The organism is Flavobacterium sp. PS2 (genome assembly GCF_046250155.1).
In the GTDB taxonomy this organism is placed as follows: Bacteria; Bacteroidota; Bacteroidia; order Flavobacteriales; family Flavobacteriaceae; genus Flavobacterium.
The window spans coordinates 382,336-400,484 of record NZ_CP176426.1 but is presented as its reverse complement, the minus strand read 5'-3'; the positions used below and the strand labels follow the sequence as shown (position 1 = coordinate 400,484).

At 31.6% G+C, this 18,149-nt stretch carries 14 protein-coding genes; 2 read left to right on the top strand and 12 right to left on the bottom strand.

All coding sequences use genetic code 11. The features are described from left to right. Positions 1–3: 3 nt before the first annotated feature. The 7 genes from ACJ6WR_RS01705 to prmA all read right to left on the bottom strand — a co-directional run bounded on the left by ACJ6WR_RS01705 (position 4) and on the right by prmA (position 6,722). A complete protein-coding gene (locus ACJ6WR_RS01705) occupies positions 4–843 on the bottom strand; it encodes a hypothetical protein (protein ID WP_409416882.1) in 840 nt (279 codons plus the stop codon). 84 nt (positions 844–927) lie between these two features. Next, positions 928–1,746, bottom strand: coding sequence for a 3-deoxy-8-phosphooctulonate synthase (gene kdsA, locus ACJ6WR_RS01700; RefSeq protein WP_039113008.1), 819 nt, complete (start codon positions 1,744–1,746; stop codon positions 928–930). Between the two features lie 1,207 nt (positions 1,747–2,953). Beyond that, complete coding sequence (locus ACJ6WR_RS01695) at positions 2,954–3,403, bottom strand: 2-dehydro-3-deoxyphosphooctonate aldolase (RefSeq protein WP_409416881.1); 450 nt, start codon at positions 3,401–3,403, stop codon at positions 2,954–2,956. A 143-nt stretch (positions 3,404–3,546) separates the two neighbouring features. Continuing rightward, positions 3,547–4,224 (bottom strand): lysoplasmalogenase, encoded by a 678-nt coding sequence (locus ACJ6WR_RS01690; RefSeq protein WP_409416880.1) that lies wholly within the window; start codon positions 4,222–4,224, stop codon positions 3,547–3,549. A 9-nt stretch (positions 4,225–4,233) separates the two neighbouring features. Further along, on the bottom strand, positions 4,234–5,505 hold the full coding sequence (locus ACJ6WR_RS01685; RefSeq protein ID WP_409416879.1) for a sterol desaturase family protein: 1,272 nt from the start codon (positions 5,503–5,505) through the stop codon (positions 4,234–4,236). A gap of 69 nt (positions 5,506–5,574) precedes the next feature. Continuing rightward, complete coding sequence (locus tag ACJ6WR_RS01680; protein ID WP_035625878.1) at positions 5,575–5,850, bottom strand: ATP-dependent Clp protease adaptor ClpS; 276 nt, start codon at positions 5,848–5,850, stop codon at positions 5,575–5,577. 35 nt (positions 5,851–5,885) lie between these two features. Then, positions 5,886–6,722: a 50S ribosomal protein L11 methyltransferase gene (gene prmA / locus ACJ6WR_RS01675; protein ID WP_039113002.1), complete on the bottom strand. Its 837-nt coding sequence runs from the start codon at positions 6,720–6,722 to the stop codon at positions 5,886–5,888. Positions 6,723–6,835: 113 nt separating this feature from the next. Here prmA and ACJ6WR_RS01670 point away from each other — a divergent pair, with 113 nt between their 5' ends. Both ACJ6WR_RS01670 and ACJ6WR_RS01665 read left to right on the top strand, forming a co-directional pair. Then, positions 6,836–7,978 carry a hypothetical protein gene (locus ACJ6WR_RS01670; protein WP_039118324.1) on the top strand — a complete coding sequence of 381 codons (1,143 nt, stop codon included), beginning with the start codon at positions 6,836–6,838 and terminating at the stop codon, positions 7,976–7,978. After that, positions 7,935–10,280: a hypothetical protein gene (locus tag ACJ6WR_RS01665; RefSeq protein WP_409416878.1), complete on the top strand. Its 2,346-nt coding sequence runs from the start codon at positions 7,935–7,937 to the stop codon at positions 10,278–10,280. The genes ACJ6WR_RS01670 and ACJ6WR_RS01665 overlap by 44 nt, the downstream gene beginning before the upstream one ends. 203 nt (positions 10,281–10,483) lie before the next feature. Here the strand turns inward: ACJ6WR_RS01665 and ACJ6WR_RS01660 are convergent, their stop codons facing one another. From ACJ6WR_RS01660 to ACJ6WR_RS01640, 5 genes are all read right to left on the bottom strand, one after another. Then, a complete protein-coding gene (locus ACJ6WR_RS01660; protein WP_039112999.1) occupies positions 10,484–12,499 on the bottom strand; it encodes a DUF349 domain-containing protein in 2,016 nt (671 codons plus the stop codon). A gap of 205 nt (positions 12,500–12,704) precedes the next feature. After that, complete coding sequence (locus ACJ6WR_RS01655) at positions 12,705–14,108, bottom strand: glycoside hydrolase family 1 protein (RefSeq protein ID WP_409416877.1); 1,404 nt, start codon at positions 14,106–14,108, stop codon at positions 12,705–12,707. Between the two features lie 346 nt (positions 14,109–14,454). Next, on the bottom strand, positions 14,455–15,204 hold the full coding sequence (locus ACJ6WR_RS01650) for a shikimate dehydrogenase (RefSeq protein WP_086895932.1): 750 nt from the start codon (positions 15,202–15,204) through the stop codon (positions 14,455–14,457). Next, positions 15,204–16,601, bottom strand: a complete 1,398-nt coding sequence (locus ACJ6WR_RS01645; protein ID WP_039112997.1) for a tetratricopeptide repeat protein — start codon at positions 16,599–16,601, stop codon at positions 15,204–15,206. Before ACJ6WR_RS01645 ends, ACJ6WR_RS01650 begins: the two co-directional genes overlap by 1 nt. A gap of 271 nt (positions 16,602–16,872) precedes the next feature. After that, a complete protein-coding gene (locus ACJ6WR_RS01640) occupies positions 16,873–18,063 on the bottom strand; it encodes an aspartate aminotransferase family protein (protein ID WP_409416876.1) in 1,191 nt (396 codons plus the stop codon). Between the last annotated feature and the right edge of the window lie 86 nt (positions 18,064–18,149).

Sequence of the window (18,149 nt, the reverse complement as noted above, 5' to 3'; positions counted from 1 at the left end):
AAATTATATTCTGAAGATACCTCCGAAAGCAATAATTCTTTGGAAAAAGAAAAAGTCTTGAGAAGCACTATCATCGCTACTTTGTGTAGTTCTAATGTCTTGCATGTTTATATAACCACCTTTTAACTCACCTTGAATATAAAAGTGTTTAAAGAAAGTAATATTTAAACCAGCTTTAGCCGATAATCCATAACCTGAAACATGAAAATCATCGTGACGTTCTTTTCCTAGAAGGGTTGTATTTGTTTTAGGAAATAAAAGACCGACACCTAAACCTTCGGTTAAGTTAATTTGAACTTTATCTGTATTAGGAAGATTGAACAAAGACGAAATATCATCATGTCTTGAAACCTCTGTATTAACATAGTTCAAACCATCTGTGTGTTCGTACATTAAAAAAGGAGGAGGATTTTGAATAGTACCTTTATCAACACCACCTTCTTGAGCACCATACAAAGACATATCTACAGGTTTATTATCGTAAGGACCGTTGTAAAAAGATCCAGCTTGATCTGCAGGTAAATCAATATATCCATTAACATTAGCTGTCTGATTTTGATTCATTACATATTTCATGTGGTCTACGCCAATCGTTACACTATAATGGTCGCTAAAAAAATAACCCAAGCGTAAATTAGTTTGAGGAATGGTCATTCTTGCAGGATTAACATAATCCATGTGCCACCCTTTTGGTTTGTCATGAGCAGACATATCTTCTACTGTAAAGTTGTAACCTTTCCCTCTAAAGTTAACATCTGATTTGCTGTAACTTTCTCTGTTACCACCCCAGGAAACAAAGAACTTTCCTTTATTATGTGCGGTGTATTTTTCTTGTAACGGCATTTCTTCTTGTGCAAAGGTGTTTATTGAAAAACACAACAAGAAAAATAATATAAAATTAGTTTTCAAAGTATTAAGTATAAAAAATTAAAATTGATTAATAGTTTTTCTGATGGCAACTAGTTTGGTCATTAAATCTTCAAAATAGTCTAAATGTAACATGTTTGCACCATCACTTTTGGCGTTAGCCGGATCAAAATGAGTTTCGATAAAAATTCCATCAACACCTACAGCAATACCAGCTTTAGCAACAGTTTCGATCATATCAGGTCTTCCGCCAGTTACACCTACAGTTTGGTTAGGTTGCTGAAGCGAATGTGTTACGTCAAGAACCGTAGTAGCATATTGTTGCATTGTTGGGATTCCTCTATAATCTACAATCATGTCTTGGTAACCAAACATAGTACCACGATCAGTAACCATTACGTTTTGGTTGTTACAATCTAATACCTTCTGTACGGCATGTTTCATGCTTTCAGGGCTCATAAATTGTCCTTTTTTCAAGTTTACTACTTTTCCAGTATTGGCTGCAGCCACAACAAGATCAGTTTGACGTACTAAGAATGCAGGAATTTGTAAAACATCTACATATTGAGCGGCCATATCTGCATCCTCATTAGTATGAATATCAGTTACAGTAGGAACATGAAATGTTTCAGAAACTTTTCTTAAGATTTTTAATGCTTTTTCGTCACCGATTCCAGAGAAACTATCGATTCTAGAACGGTTAGCTTTTTTAAATGATCCCTTAAAAACATAAGGAATCTGAAGTTTGTCGGTAATACCGATTAATTTTTCAGCAATACGCATTGCCATTTCTTCACCTTCTATGGCGCAAGGCCCTGCAAGTAAAAAGAAGTTACCGCTATCTGTATGCTTAATTTGTGGAATATGTTGTATGTTCATAGTTTGTAATTTTTGAAAGTGCAAAGGTAGTTAGGATTTGCGATTTACAGATTAAGAATTAAGTTTTTTTTAAGAAGCCTCTTTGCACTATTGATGTACTATTTTTTGTTTATAATGCTTTTTCATGGATTTTCAGGAGCTTCCATTGGTCGCTCTTTAAATTCATGAAAACCAGCTTTCTTAAAAAATGATTTCCACTTTTATCGGGGCAATATTAAGACATTGAAATAAACTAATCAATGACATTTATCATATATAGCCTATCTGGTTCTTTATGTTTTTCTTTGGTGTATTTGGACGTCTAAAAGTTTTTGGTATTACTTGTTGCCAACAAGTAGTTTCTTCCTAAGTTTTATATAGAAAATCCCAAACAGAATTTGTGTAAGTAAAAAAAGAATATTTATAAGTGTTTAAATGCCAATTAGTATTTGAATTCTAGATATAAAAAAATCAAAATAAAGATAATGGAAACCGAGTAGGTGGTATATTTTAACTTTAGTAAGCAAAACCCCTGGAATGGTTAATAAAAGATGAAGTACGAATTTTTTGAAGTTTATTTCATCAGTAATTCTCGAAAGTTTCCAATAATAAAACGTTACCACAGATAAAACAATAAATTTAATCAATACTGAACCAACTCTCGCAAAATCGATAGCAATTAAACCCGAAAGCAACGAAGAGAAAAAATCAGAATTTGGATAGAAAATATAATGCGGAAATACCAATTACTGATAAAGCTATGAAAACTATGAAAGCAGTTTTTGTTTTAAATATAGTATCTTATTTAGCTTTTCTTTCTTTTAAAATTTTAATAAAAAACTGAAGAAGTATTAGAATACATAGGACTATAATAAAAAAGATAATAGACATTAAAACTCCAAAAAAGGGCATTCCACATCTTGTTGAATTCGGATGCTCATCAAAATATTTTGAAAGATTATAATTGGCGATGTAAATAGCAGCAATAGAAAATATTATTTGCGAGATAAAGCTTATTAGGCTTATTTTTCCAAATTTAAGTTTAGTAGAATTTTTGAAGAATATAGTTTTCGAACCAACTATTAATTGAAATAGTATTGGTAAAATAACCAAAATTAAACATGCTATCCCGAACATTACTATTAGTTTAAATTATGTTTGTTTGCTTTCAGATTGTTCTATAAAATCTTTCCTCTTTTAGTCTTGCTTCTACAAACAAGTCTTTCTTCTATTTCTTTAAAGTCAATCCAAGCGGAACCATTAAAACTCCTTTTTCGTAGATATTAAGATATAAATTGATTGTTTTTTTTTGTCCTTCCCATTTTAATTCATAAACATCAAGAAAACCAGCTCCCATATCGCTTCTTTTGCTAGGGAAAGGGCAGCAACTTTCAAGTTTAGTATAAGTTATCTTTTCGCCATTTGGTCCGGCTAGAGCGTTTAAAAAGCGTTGTTGGTTAATTACTTCATCTTTAGATGTTCTGTAAAATATATTTACAGGGTAATCTTTGTCATAACCATATTTCTTGTCTTTGCTATATTCAGTGATTATAAAAGTATTGTCTTTGCTTAAAGTTAAGTTTGGCGCATTATCGTCTACATTTTTTAAAGTAGATTTTGTACTCACACAAGATGTGGCTGTAATAAGTAAAATGATAAAAAGAGCTATTTTTTTCATGTTTTGACAGTTTTATGATGCAAATGTAAAAGGTTTTGATAAAATAAGCCATAGATTAAAAGTGATTAAAAGAAAATCTGCCAAATCTGCTAAATCTGCGTGCAAAAAATGCTTAAATCTGTTTAATCTGCGTAATCAGTACTTTATTTTGTTTTTATAGAATTCAGTTTTAAAATACCAATTACAATCAGATATTGTGCCATAAGATAAGTAAGCATTATAAAAAAGGAATTTTTATAAATAGGTTCATAAAATTTGTCCATTGCAAGGATACTATCCGAAAGCACAAAAATAATAGCACCAACAAGAATGTATGTGTTTGCAGGTTTTTTCCAAATTAAATATCCGCTAAAAGCGTACAAAAGCATGGTAGAAATAGTTAATGCATAAACAATAACAGGAAGTTGTAAATCGCCAAGTTTTGGTAATAAAACGGTAAGCATTGTTGCTAAATAAACTAAAATAAATCCCAAGCCAATAAAGAAAACACCTTTGTTTTTGGGAACATCTGGCTTGTTTTGTTTATTAAATAGTATAATATAAATGACATGAGATATTAAAAAAGCGACCAAACCTAATATAAAATAGATTTCGGCCTTATCGGCAAATAATAAAATTACATCGCCAATCCATGAGAATAATAAAGCGCCAAGAAGTATTTTTTTTGAAGGAAAGTCTTCAGAAAGATAAACAGCAAGCCATAAAATAGGGATGAGTAATCCCTTTAAGTACCAAGCAATATTTTCAAGATTATAAAGAAGAATTAAAAGATAAAAAAAACTAAAACCAATATAGAATTTTAAAAGAAAGGGGCTTTTCATAATTTGTTTTTAAGAGTTTACCAGAACTGGTTTTATGTTTTTAAAATCGACTTTTACAAAATAAATCGTGACTAGTAAAGAGATAATATGATACCCGATAACAACGATATTACCAAAGGGGAAAACAGAATTAAGCCCAAACCAATCTCCAAAATAAAGAATAATTGCAAGAACAGTTAGTAAACGTAGGCTTTCCCATAAAATAGTAAAACGGTTTTTATCCATTAGTTCAGTATAACTATAAATAGTTATGAAAATAAAAAAGCCATAATAAAAGATATTTGGGAAACCAATCTTGGCAATATTACTAAACAAGTAACTTACAAACAGTAATGTTATCATAACTTGAGTAATCGACCAAAAGATGAGTTTGTTAGAATTATCGGTTCCGTACTTGGAGTAATTATATACATCGGTGATTTTGTTGACAGGATATTTTTCTTCAAAATTTTCAGGACGCCAACCTGTTGGTTTAAACCAAATTGTGAATTTATCTTTCCAGTTTTCGGCACGCCAGGCATCACTAATCATTAATGCCAAATGCTGAAAATTTATTCGGATAGGATTCCATGTATTTGCGGGTCTTGTAATACCAAAAACAGGCGGAACTGTATCTAGTTCTTCTTGAAAAGTGCCAAAAAGTTTATCCCAGAATATAAAAATCTGCGAATGGTTTTTGTCCAGATATTCAGGGTTTATAGCATGGTGAACTCTGTGATGAGATGGCGTTACTAATATATGCTCCAAAACTCCCATTTTCTTGATATATTTAGTGTGATACCAAAACTGTAAAAACAAATGAAGAGGTAATGTTATAGCGATAACACTAGCAGGAATCCCAAGTAATGCAGCGGGAATAAGCAAGAATGTAAATAGATTTACAAAACTAGCAATAGGTTGTCTTAATGCGCAAGCCAGATTAAATTCTTCACTACTATGATGAATGGCATGTTTGTTCCAGAGAAAATTAATTTGATGTGATAAACGATGACTCCAGTAGCCATAAAAATCTATTACAAAAAATCCGATAAGATAGGTGAGGACAGTAGTTTCGATATGATAAATGGCGATTTTAGAAACCAGCCATTCATAAGAAATAAAGGTAATTGTAAGCCCGAGAACGTCCTTAACCGAATTTGTAATTCCAGAACTTATGCTAGAGACACTATCGATTAAAGGAACGTGGTCTTGTTTTATATATAAACCATAAGATTTCTCGATTATAATTAATAATAAAAAAATCGGCATTGCAATAATTAGTATTTTCCCGTACTCTTCCATAAAAAAAATAGTGTAATTTATTCAAATATAGAATAAATTACACTATTTTTTAAATTATAGGTAATTAAATTAAATAATCTCAGCGCTCAGTCCAGCTTCTAAAAGTTGGGTGCATTGTGGTTTTAATTTATCCATCGATCCCGTTTTTACAGTACATTTTCCGTTATAATGTACAATAAGGGAGCATTGTTCTGCTTGTTCAGGTGTATGATTACATACGCGAATTAAAGTTTCGATTACATGATCAAAAGTATTTACATCATCATTATACACAATAATTTCGTTGTTAAACGATATTGCTTCTTTTTCCCGAACTTTTTCTCTTACTTTTTCTTTAGTACTCATTTTTTCAGCTTTTTGTACTGTTGTAATTCCTTAAATTACAAATTTACATATTTTAAAGAAACCCAATTATTTCTTTGAAATTTTTTAACATATTCTAATCCTCTTTCAGTGCATGATGCATCGATGTAAGGGATGTCTTCTTCATAAAAACCACTTAATAATAAAGTCCCTTTTGGATTCAGACAATCAACATAACTTTGCATATCATTCAGTAATATGTTACGGTTGATATTAGCAATAATTAAATCATATTTTTTACCTGCTAATAAAGCTGCATCACCTTCGTAAACGGTGATATGCTTGCAATTATTGCGTTCAGCGTTTTCTATAGAGTTTAAATAACACCAGTTATCAATATCAATAGCATCGATTGGTTGCGCGCCTTTCATTTCGGCAAGAATAGCAAGAATAGCAGTTCCACAACCCATATCAAGCGTTTTCATTCCGTTAACATCCATTTCTAATAAATGCTGAATCATCATGTGAGTTGTTTCGTGATGACCAGTTCCAAAACTCATTTTTGGTTCAATTACAATATCAAACTCGGCATCAGTTTTTGGATGAAAAGGAGCACGTACATGGCAATTTCCATCAACATCGATAGGTTCGAAGTTTTTTTCCCATTCTTCGTTCCAGTTTACTTGCTCGATTTCTTCAAATGTATATTCAATTTTAAATTCATCCGATTGTAAAATATGAATATCTTCCAGGATAGCTTCGTCCCATAAATCCTTTTGAACAAATGCAGAAATCCCAGTTTCGGTTTCAGTAAAACTCTCAAATGCTTTCTCGCCTAATTCGGCAATTAGTATTTCTGATCCTAACTCTTTAGGCTCAATTGTAAAGTGATACCCGATATAAATGTTTGACATGTTTATTTTTTTTGCAAAGGTAGCAATCGAAACTTAAAATTGTTTAAAAAAAATAAAGAACCTTATTCTTTTATGCATTACTTTAGCTTTAAAATTGTAAGTATTATTAAAAAATGAAAAGCTTAATTATTATACTGTTGTTTGTGGTAATAAATAGCTCTGGATGCGATGAAAAGAAAGAAGTCGTTCGTTCTTTTTGTTATTGGAAAACAAGTGCTTATTTTGATAAAGAAGAAGATTCTATTTGTAAGAATTTAAATGTAAAACACATGTATGTTCGGTTTTTTGATGTGGATTGGAATCCATATACTAATGAACCTCTTCCTGTTGCAACGATAAGCCGAATAGATCTGAATGAAAGTAATCCAGAAATTACACCAAGTGTTTTTATTACTAATGAAGTTGTTTTGAAGGCAAATAAAGTACAATTAGATAGTTTAGCCAGAAGAATCCAGAAAAGGATAACAGAAATTGGACTCAATTATAATAAAGAAAAGGCATATAAAAGAGCCAGTACTATTGTATATTCAGATTATGGGAAGCAAAATGGGCAGATTAAAAAAGCATTAGATTTAGATTCCATAAAAGCAATTGAATTAGCTAAGTTAAAACCCAATTTTGAAGAGATTTTAATTGATTGTGATTGGACAGAAAAATCCAAGGACAATTATTTTTATTTATTGCAACAAGTTAAAAAAGAATTTAAAAGTTCTCAATTATCTGCAACCATAAGATTATGGCAATATAAATATTGTGAAAAAGCAGGAACTCCCCCTGTAGATCGTGGGTTATTAATGTGTTACAATTTATCAAGTCCTAATGATTATAAAACAAAGAACTCAATTGGTACAAGTGATGAATTGGAAAAATACATAACACATAGTGATTATGATCTGGATTTAGATATTGCATTACCTTTATATAGTTGGTCGGTTGTTTTTAGAGGAAATGAATTTAAAGGTATCGTTTCTGATTATGAAGAGTTTGTTAAAGATTCTACACGTTTTAAAAAAGTAGCAGACAATAAATATCAACTTCAAGATGATGTTTTGATAGGGCAGACGTATTTGCGAAATGGGGATGAGATAAGAATTGAAAAAATCTCAGATGAGGAGATAAATAAAATGATTTCGATTATAAAAAACAGAATACCATTTGATAATCATACAAAGGTTACTTTCTTTTCTTTTGATAAAAAATACATCCACGATTATGGCATCAAAAACATATCCGGGTATTATGCGCGTTTTCAGTAGTTTAGTTTTACTGTTTATTTTTCAGGCTTCGTTTGCTTGCGGATGGTATGAATCGGCAGAAACGAGTCGTTTAGCCTTGTTTAAATCAGAAAGAGAGGGGTTTTTAAAACTGCATTATTTTTGTTATTCAGCTAATAGTTATCATGAGGTTAGCCAGGTTTCTAATAAAGATCAGGAATTAAATTGTATTGAGTGGCAGAAAAAAATAGGAGCAAATGTTTCTACATCAGATATTTATACAATTTTATACGAAACAGATTCTGATAAATTCCAAGCAGCTTATCAAACCAATACATTAAAGCAAGTTTTTGCAAAGAATACTTTTATCGCAACTTTGTTGCGTTTTAAAAACAAACCCTTCTTAGACTATTTAGTATTAGCTAAAAAATTAGAATATAATAATGTTCCAAGTTCTAAATGGGAATCTTGGAGCGGAATAAACAGTTATCCCGAAAATGTAAACACTGTTGCAATAGGTGATTATAATAAAAAGATTTTGTCTGCCAAAGATCCTTTTTTAAAACAACGCTACGTATTTCTTATTCTTAGAGATCGTTTTTATAGCTCAGACAAAGCCGAAGTAATCCGTTTATACGATACTTATTTTGCTAACAATAATAATACGATTTTAGCACCTTGGGCATTGTATTATAAAGCTTTATGTATTGATGATTTTCCTCTTCAAAATTATTTACTGAGTAAAGTTTTTGCTTCTTGTGATGATAAATCATTTGCGGTAATGCAGCATTACAATTTTAAGCAAACTGCTGCTACACTAAGATTGGCAAAGAATGATGATGAACGAAACATGATTTTGATTATCGAAAGTTTGCGTAATCCTGCTCCAGACTTAAATACTATAAAACAAATCTATAAATTCGATCCTAATAGCATTTATTTTAGTTTTTTAGTTCAAAGAGAGATAAACAAACTCGAAGATTGGATTTTTACTCCCAAATATTCCGTTAATAAAATTCCGGCAGTAAGTTTTGATAAAATGAGTTGGTATGATAATTATGAAAAAGCCAAAGCAGATAATTTTAATAAAGACATTTTTTATCTAAGAGAGTTAAAACAGTTTTTAATTGATGTTCATGACGAAGTTTCAGGAGAGCAGAAAGATTTTATTGCGTCGGCAATTGCTCAACTGTGTTTTATAGATGATGAAATAGACTTGGGAAAAAAATATGTCAACATGATTTCTGTTAATGCTAATGTTTCAATCCAATTACAAAAAAATATTCAGTTGGCTCTTGTGGCATTAAAACAAGATAATTTACAAGATAAAAACACCCAAAATAATCTCTTTAAATATTTTAATGTAATAGAGGATTTGGTTGAAGAGGATGTTAGTTTACTTAAAAACTTGTATAGTTTGTATCGAATTGCAAGTGATGAATTTTCTAAACAAGGAGATAAAGCGATAGCAGGTTTATTATTTTTAAAATCTAATCTTAAAAAAGAAGCATCTGATTCCTGGTATTATTATGCACCATCTTTTTACGAATATACTGGCTACTTTGAGCGATATGCAACTCTAGAGGATATGGATAACCTGATTGAATTGTATCAAAAAGAGGATAAAACACCGTTTGAGAAATACATTTGTGCAGGAACTACGGCACCAGATGTAAATTTTTATAGAGATGTAAAAGGAACGATTGCTTTTAGGAAAAATAATTTAGCAATAGCCTATCAGGTTTTTGCTAGTATGCCCGCTAATTTCTGGCAGAAAAACTACGAGTATAAAAATAATCTTAATGAAGATCCATTTGTTCCGAAGGTGTTGCAAAAAGCTAAGGAAAGAAAGTTTAGTTATCGTTTTAATAAAGCTGAATTTGTAGCTAGATTAATTGAGTTAAAAAAAGAGAATACTGCCACAAGCAATTTACTATTAGCGCATGCTTATTTTAATGTTTCCTATTGGGGTAATTCTTGGATGATGCTTGCTTATGACTGGTCTTCTAGAATTGAAGAAACGGATTCTGATTATATATATGGAGGAAATAATTATGATTCTGAGATGATGTATCAAAATTCAAATTATTATCGATGTACACTGGCTAAAATGTATTATGAAAAGGCATTGAAATTATCTAAAGACAAAGAAGAGAAAGCATTGGTAAGTTTAATGATTTTCGAATGTAATTATTATGATTATTATCGAAATTCTGACATTTCACCTGGTAATCTTACAGCTTTTAAATCAGGAAAAGAAATTACCGATTTTTATTCTGTGTATAGTACAACAAAAACATTCAAGCAATATAATTGCCCACTTTTAAAAGCATTTATAAATTAGGATTTGGATATAAATTTAACCGCAAAGCACGCTAAGATTTACGCAAAGTTCGCAAAGAATACAAGGCTTTGCGAACTTTGCGTTTTTTCGACATTATGTAGAGAAACCTTAGCGCCCTTTGCGGTTAAATATTAAAATATAAAACAAAAAAAGAGCGATAAAATTAATTATCGCTCTTTTTATTTATAAACTTTTTAATAGATTTAGTGGTTGTCTAAATTTCTTAATTGGTGTAATTTTTCTTTCCAAACATCAAGACTTTCTTTGTGAAGCGCAATGTTTTTGCGAACTTCCAGAACTATTGAGTTTTCTTTCTTGGCATTTTTAGTATTGGTAAAGAACTGAATGTTATTTTCTAATTGGAAAATTTCATTTTGAACTTCTTCAATTTTACGCATTAAGAAAATTTTCTCATTGTCTAATTTTCTAGTATCATTACTTTCTGATAAATTATCAATTCTATTAGCAAATCGAATCATTTCTGTTTCTTTTTTGCTTAAGCTTAATTTTTCAAAAAGCGCATCTAGTATCTTATTGAATTTACCTTCGATATGACGTCTAGGAAATGGTACTTTTCCGAAGTTTTTCCATGTCTCGATGTGTAATTTTATAGCATCAAGATCTGTTTTGTGATCTCCAGTAAGTTGGAATTCACGAATAGTTTCTAAGTAAGCCTTTTTATTATCAAATGCGGCTACTTCATCACCATTTTCTTCGTTTTTGTGCTCTTTTAATTTATCAAAATAACTATTACAAGCATCTTTAAATTCTTTCCAGATTTTATCAGAGTATTTTCTAGGAACATGACCAATTTGTTTCCACTCTTCCTGAATTTTTTTCATTACAGGAGTAGTCGATTCATAATCGGTGCTTTCTTGTAATTCTTTGGCTTTGGCAACAAGAGCCATTTTTTTATTTAAATTGTCGTTTTGATCCTTCTTAATATCTTTATAAAATGAATTTTTAAAAGTATTAAAGTTTCTAACGGCAGTTTTAAATGCAGTCCAGGTAGCTTCGTTTACATCCGAAGGAACTTTTCCTGCTGCGAAGAATGCAGAGCGTAAGGCTTCTACTTTTTCTATTTGTAACAACCAAAGCGCGTGTGTATTTACCTTTTCGGTAGCAAGAACTTCGATTTGTGCAATAATATTTTTCTTAACTTCTAGATTTTCAAGTTCTGAACCTCTAATGTTCTCAAACAAAACTTCGCGTTTATCATGGATTTTTTTAGTTAATTCACTAAACTTATTCCATATCTCATCACGGTGTTCTTTAGAAACTGGACCGATATCTTCTTTCCAGATTCTATGTAAATCTTGTAATTCTCTAAACGCTTTGCTTACATCAGCTTCATTAACTAATTCTTCTACGCGAGCTACAATTTTTTGTTTTTGTTCAAGATTGTGTTTAAAATCTAAATCTCTGGCTTCACGATCTAAATGCAAATAATCATAAAAATTTTCTACATGAAAATGGTAGTTATTCCATACGTGATTGTACTTGTCTTTTGGGATAGAACCAGCATTTTTCCATCTTTCTCTTAATTCATTAAAATGTTTAAGAGTATCTTTTATGTTTTCTTGCGGATTAATAAGCTCTTTTAATTCCTCAACAATAGCCAGTCTATTTTCTAAATTTGATTTTAGATTGGTTTGTAGATTTTTAAAATGTGCATTTCGATGATTTCTGAATATATTGTAATATTCATCGAACTTCGTTTTTAATGGAGAATGATATTGAAATTCTTCATTTGGATCTTGATTCTCAGCATTAAATTCTTCTCTTTTTTCTTCGATAAGATGATTATACTGTAGTAAAAACGATTTCTTTATTTCTTCAATATGCTCTTTTACAGACATAACTTTGTCTGAAGAAACTAATTTTTTTAGTTCAGCAACAAGTTCGTCAAGCGAAAAAGTATTATAATCTTGCATCGGAAGGTCGTGACGCTCTTTTAGAGTTTCGTCTTCACTTTCTTCAGCATTAGAATTGGTTATTGCATCTAGTGCTGTCTGATTTTGAGTTTCAGCAACAGCTTCTGTATTCGATAATTCTTCCTCAGAAAGAGTTATTGTATTTTCAGATTCAGGCACAATGTTCTCTGCTTCATTTTCAATAATTTCAACCGAAGTTGTCTCACTGTTTTCAGCAGAATTTGCAGATCCATTTTCTAATTTTCCATCTGCATCTTGCAGGTTATCATTCTTTTCTTCTAACATCTTGTCAATGTATAAGGTTTTTACTTTAAATCTAGAGCGAAAGATAGTAAAGGTGTTCGGAACTACAAAATAAATCCCTTATTTATAGTGTGTTTATGTTTAAAATTCTTACTAATGGGTTGTTTTTGAGGAGATAAAAGAGATTGAGATTAGTGTAGAATATTTAAAATATTTTGAATTTTTTTGTCTAAAGTTGGTTTTAGAGCTATTTTATGTTCGAAAAACGTTTTGCAATTGTCTGATAAGTTTTGCCTCCATTTTTTAATTTTCTTTCTTGTGTTTCAAGATTTACCGTGAATAATCCAAATTTTTTGTCATATCCTAAACTCCATTCAAAATTATCGATTAGTGACCAGTAGTAATATCCTCTTACATCATAACCATCTTTTATAGCTTCGGATATGGCATATAATTCTCTTTCTATAAATAAACTTCTTCTGTTATCTTTGGCATCGGCAATACCTGTTTCGGTAATAATAATTGGTTTCCTAATGCGTGACATTCGTTTTATGGCTCTGTAAATTCCTTCGGGATAAACAGTATAATCCATGTCGGTCATTTCTTCGCCTGCTACTGGCGAAAACATTTTTTCGTGTTCTATAAATTTGAAAGTTGTAGCATAATGTGAATAGTAATTAAGCCCCATAAAGTCGATTGTATTGGAAGCATCTTTATCAATGTAATTTACATTGGCTTCAAACGGAACGCCAAAATGATATTTCCCAGTTTCAAAAAAGTTCAATGATGAATTGTTAAAATTATCATTGGCAACCAAAGCTCCAATCCAATCGAGTAAATTCCATCTGTTTTTAGGCTCAAAAAAGAAAATGTCTTTTACAATACCTATTTGAGATTCCTTGCCATTTGGTAAAGCTTTCAGCATTTTGTAAGCTTGAGTATGCGCAATTAGGATGTTTTTTAAAACTTGCCCGGCAATTTTAGAGTTCTTTTTGCCCGGAGGAAATATATCTGACATAAATGCCAAATTGGTGTACACATTAATTTCATTAAATGTTGTCCAAAAAGTAACCCGATTACTGTATCTATTAAAAACAGTTTTTACAAATAATAAAAAATAACTGTTATTTACTTCTTTTTCAAATCCTCCTTTATTCATAAACCAAAGCGGTTCTTCAAAATGGTGTAATGTGATGTTTGGGATGATTTTCTTGGCTAATAAGCCATCAATTACATCTGAATAATGCAGAATTGCTTTTTCGTCAAACTTGTCTTCTTCGGGGTTTATTTTGCTCCATGATAAGGAGAAACGATAGGAGTTAACGCCTAGTTCCTGCATGAGTTCGATATCTTTGAGGTATAAGTTCCAATGATCTGTGGCAAGTCCAGCTTTGTCACCATTATCGATGCGGGGTTTACCATCTTTATTTTTTTGATTTTCCCACCAAGACCAATTACTATTAGTATGTCCGCCTTCGACCTGATGAGCGGCTGTTGCAGTTCCCCAGTGAAAATCTTTAGGAAAGTTTAAATCATTTGTATTTTTCTTAGTCCAATCCCAACTTATAACGGGGTATTTTATAGAAAGATAAATAATTATAAGAAGATATAGTATTGCTATTACAACGAGTACTTTTAAAAATATATTCATACTTTATTTATCTGTTTAACAGAAACAAAGCTAGAGTATTAAGGTTAAGTGATTATTTTATGGTGTTATGTTAGTATTAAAAAACGGCAATTAATGGTTGTGTTGTTATGTTTCGCTATAGTCTGGAAAAAAAGAACGCGGATGACGCGGATTTACAAAAGTAAAAACGCGGATAAAAACGGATTCTACTTGTTATTCTTAAAATCCGTTTTTATCTGCGTCTTCGCCTAAGCGAATCCGTGTCATCCGCGTTCAAAATCAGCGTTCTATTATTCGTGAAATAGTCGTAAATAAAAAAGACCACAATCTTGCAATTGTAGTCTTTGATATTATTTCTGGAAGTATTTTACTTATTCCATATTTTCCAAGCTTTTTCGGCTTGAAAAATAAGCATATCGTATCCGTTTTTTATTACGGCTCCGTTTTCTTTTGCTTTTTTAAGAAATGTAGTTTCTTCAGGATTATAGATTAAATCGTAAGCGATGTGTTTTTTTGTAAAAAACTCGTACGGAATTGCTGGATAAGCTTCAATATTTGGGCTTGTACCAACAGGTGTACTATTGATTATAATTTGGTAATTATCAAAAGTTGTAGCGTTGATTAAATTATAATCGATAATGTTTTCTTTGGCTTCGCGAGAAACAAATGTGTATAAAATCCCTAATTCGTCTAATGCAAAAGCTACTCCTTTAGAAGCGCCACCTGTACCTAAAATCAATGCTTTTTTATGGTGTGGTTGCAATAAAGGTTTTAATGATTTTTTAAAACCATAATAATCGGTGTTGTATCCTTTTAATTTTCCATTTTTGGTAAATTTCACTGTATTTACAGCACCGATTAATGTGGCTTTTTTTGATAGTTTATCTAAAAAAGGTAGTATTTGTTCTTTGTAAGGAATCGTTACATTCAATCCTTTTAAATCGGGATTGTTTTTTATTAATGCTGTAAAAAAGTTAATTTCCGGAATATCAAAATTCTCATAACTACATCCTTTAAAATGTTCGTCGTTGAATTTTTCGGTAAAATAACCTTTTGAAAAAGAGTAACTAATATTTTTTCCTAATAAGCCAAAACGCCTTTTTAAAATATGAATCATTATTGTTTTTTATGTTTTGTAATATAATTTTGTACCGTTTTTTTAGTCCAAACCACTGGAAATAGGTCTTCGATTAAAATATAATTGTCAAAATTTAATCGTAATCCATTACTTAAGTGAAATTTGGCTTTAGTATTGTCTTGTATCATAAAATACAATCCTGCTAAACGGTATTCGATTTCATTTTCTTCTGGGAAATATTCAGTTGCTTGCAATAATGTTTGAATTGCGCTTTCGAATTCGCCCAAAAACTGAAGGATATCTGTCCAGAACAACCAGGTGTCTAGTGCATGATCACCAAATTCGACTGCTTTTCGGTAACCAAATTCTGCTTCTTCAAAAAAGTTCATTTGTTTGTTTATCATCGCATAGCGTTTCCAATACAAACGGTTTTGATTGTCGATTGCTAATGCTTTATTAACAAAGAACAATGCTTTCTGGAAGTTTTTTTGGCGTACATAAAAGTCGGTTATGGCAATCCATCCTTTGTCTAAAAGTGGATCTTCATGTACAGTTTTATTGTAATATTTTAGCGCTAAAGCTTTATTGCCTAGTTTCTCGTAACATTTTCCTATTCTTAATAATGCATACGATGTTGCATCATCTAGCTCGATGGTACGGTTGTAGCTTTCTATTGCTTCGGCATATTGTTTTAAACGTTCGTAAGCTTTGGCTCTTTCCATGAATGCACCAAGAAACTCATCGTCGATTAAAGTTGCATAATCAAACGCACGGATGGCACTTTCATATTCTTTTACGCCATAATGCAAGCGTCCTAGCTGATGCCAAGCGATTTCGCTATAAGGATTTTTGTTTATGTATTGGTTTAAATAGGTAATTGCTTCTTGATTTTGATCTAAAAACTCAAAACAATATACTACGTTGTATAAGGCCGATTGGTCTTCTAAATCTTCTTCCAGACATTTGATAAAGCTATCTTTTGCCATTTCAAGATTGTCCATAAAAAGATATTCCATACCGATTAAATTGTACACGTCGGCAAAATCATCTGTGTATTCTAAAGCAATTTTAAGTAATTCGACTGCTTTTTCGTGTTGATCTCTTTTAGAATAGATGTTTGCTTTCTGGATGTAAATTTCTTCGTTGTTAGGTTCGATTGCGTACAACTCGTTCAAAAGCTTTTCGGCTATTTCGAGTTTGTCGTCATACACCAGCATCTCTACTTGTACTAATTTTAAGCCTGTAGATTTAGGATGTTGATCTAGTGCTAGTTTTAAGGCCTTTTTTGCTAAATTAGCCTTGCCTATGTCCAGATAATGAAGGATAATCTCTTCAAATTCTTCTGAATCAAAAAAGAGTACTTTGTTAGTTTTTAACATAGACTCAAATTTGGATAGGGATAGGTTATAATCTTCTTCTTCGTTGCTTAATTGCATACTTTATTTTTTTGATATTAGCCTATTATAAATTTAGGCAACATGTTTTTGTTATGTAGGGAAGGAGGGAATTGTTGTGAACAATTTAATTAACAATATTTGCAGTACCTGCAATCAGTTTCTAGGTGAGTTTTTTATAAAACTGAAAGTATTTTAATTTTTAACTGCTTTGTAATCAACGATATTTTTTAGCCCAGATAAAAGCGGTATCCTTTTGTTTTTTTCTTTAAAAAACAAAAGATATAAGCGGATAGCTGGAAATAGCTCCTAATTATTCTTTTTGCTTCATTATTTCATCCATTACATTTAGGATGATGGCGCAACCTTCTCTTATTTCTTCTTCAGAAATTGTTAACGGAGGTGTAATACGTATGGCACATCCTTCAAACAGCAACCAGAATAAAATAAGCCCTTTGTCCTGACAGGTTAAAATAACTTCGTTTGTTATTTCGGCACTTTCTGTCATGGCGGCAAGCATTAATCCTCTTCCTCTAACTTCCTTAATCAAAGGATGTACCAAAAGTGATCTGATGAGTTTTTCTTTTTCTAATGTTTCGGACATTAGGTTTGTCTCAGTAATTTCTTTCAAAGTCGCCAAACAGGCTGACGCAATGACAGGGTGTCCTCCAAAAGTGGTTATGTGTCCGAGTTTTGGATTTTCGGTGAGCAGATCCATTTTTTCTGCAGATGCTGTAAATGCGCCTACTGGCATTCCGCCTCCCATACCTTTTCCCATAACTACAATATCGGGAACGACATCGTAATTCTGAAAGCCAAATATTTTTCCTGTTCGACCAAATCCTGGTTGAATCTCGTCGACTATCATCATGGCTCCAACCTCGTCGCAACGTTTGCGTACTTTTTGAAGAAAGTTATTATGTGGCTCTATAAATCCTGCTCCTCCTTGTATTGTTTCGAGTATTATTCCGGCAGTTTTTGTGGTGATTTTTTGTAAATCTTCTTCGTTGTTAAACGTAATGAAGTCTACATCTGGAATTAAGGGTCTAAAAGCTTGTTTGCGCTCTTCGAATCCCATAACACTCATTGATCCCATTGTATTACCATGATAAGCGTTGTGACATGATATTAACTGGCTACGTCCTGTTGTTCTTCGGGCTAGTTTTAGTGCGCCTTCAATTGCTTCGGTTCCTGAATTTACTAAATAGGTTTTATTTAATGATTCGGGAAGGTGGGAAGCCATTAGTTTGCAATACTCTACGGCTGGACTTTGCGAATATTCTCCGTAAACCATTACATGTGAATATTTGTCTAACTGATCTTTTATTGCTTGATTTACTCTTGGATGCTGGTGACCTAATGTACAGGCTGAAACACCTGCTACGAAGTCTAAATATTTTTTATTATTGGTGTCGTATATGTAGGATCCTATGGCGTGCGAAACTTCCATTCCTAACGGATATGGTGATGTTTGTGCTTGGTATTTTATAAAATCTGGATTCATTTCTTTTTAAGGTACTAAGGTTTAAAAAAGGTACTAAGGTTCAAAGGTTTCCTGTAGAGACGCACCGCAGTGCGTCTAAAGTTGCA

Coding starts and splice junctions, on each gene's coding strand:
- ACJ6WR_RS01705 (WP_409416882.1), bottom strand. CDS start 843: ATGCCGTTACAAGAAAAATACACCGCACATAATAAAGGAAAGTTCTTT.
- kdsA (WP_039113008.1), bottom strand. CDS start 1,746: ATGAACATACAACATATTCCACAAATTAAGCATACAGATAGCGGTAAC.
- ACJ6WR_RS01695 (WP_409416881.1), bottom strand. CDS start 3,403: ATGAAAAAAATAGCTCTTTTTATCATTTTACTTATTACAGCCACATCT.
- ACJ6WR_RS01690 (WP_409416880.1), bottom strand. CDS start 4,224: ATGAAAAGCCCCTTTCTTTTAAAATTCTATATTGGTTTTAGTTTTTTT.
- ACJ6WR_RS01685 (WP_409416879.1), bottom strand. CDS start 5,505: ATGGAAGAGTACGGGAAAATACTAATTATTGCAATGCCGATTTTTTTA.
- ACJ6WR_RS01680 (WP_035625878.1), bottom strand. CDS start 5,850: ATGAGTACTAAAGAAAAAGTAAGAGAAAAAGTTCGGGAAAAAGAAGCA.
- prmA (WP_039113002.1), bottom strand. CDS start 6,722: ATGTCAAACATTTATATCGGGTATCACTTTACAATTGAGCCTAAAGAG.
- ACJ6WR_RS01670 (WP_039118324.1), top strand. CDS start 6,836: ATGAAAAGCTTAATTATTATACTGTTGTTTGTGGTAATAAATAGCTCT.
- ACJ6WR_RS01665 (WP_409416878.1), top strand. CDS start 7,935: ATGGCATCAAAAACATATCCGGGTATTATGCGCGTTTTCAGTAGTTTA.
- ACJ6WR_RS01660 (WP_039112999.1), bottom strand. CDS start 12,499: ATGTTAGAAGAAAAGAATGATAACCTGCAAGATGCAGATGGAAAATTA.
- ACJ6WR_RS01655 (WP_409416877.1), bottom strand. CDS start 14,108: ATGAATATATTTTTAAAAGTACTCGTTGTAATAGCAATACTATATCTT.
- ACJ6WR_RS01650 (WP_086895932.1), bottom strand. CDS start 15,204: ATGATTCATATTTTAAAAAGGCGTTTTGGCTTATTAGGAAAAAATATT.
- ACJ6WR_RS01645 (WP_039112997.1), bottom strand. CDS start 16,601: ATGCAATTAAGCAACGAAGAAGAAGATTATAACCTATCCCTATCCAAA.
- ACJ6WR_RS01640 (WP_409416876.1), bottom strand. CDS start 18,063: ATGAATCCAGATTTTATAAAATACCAAGCACAAACATCACCATATCCG.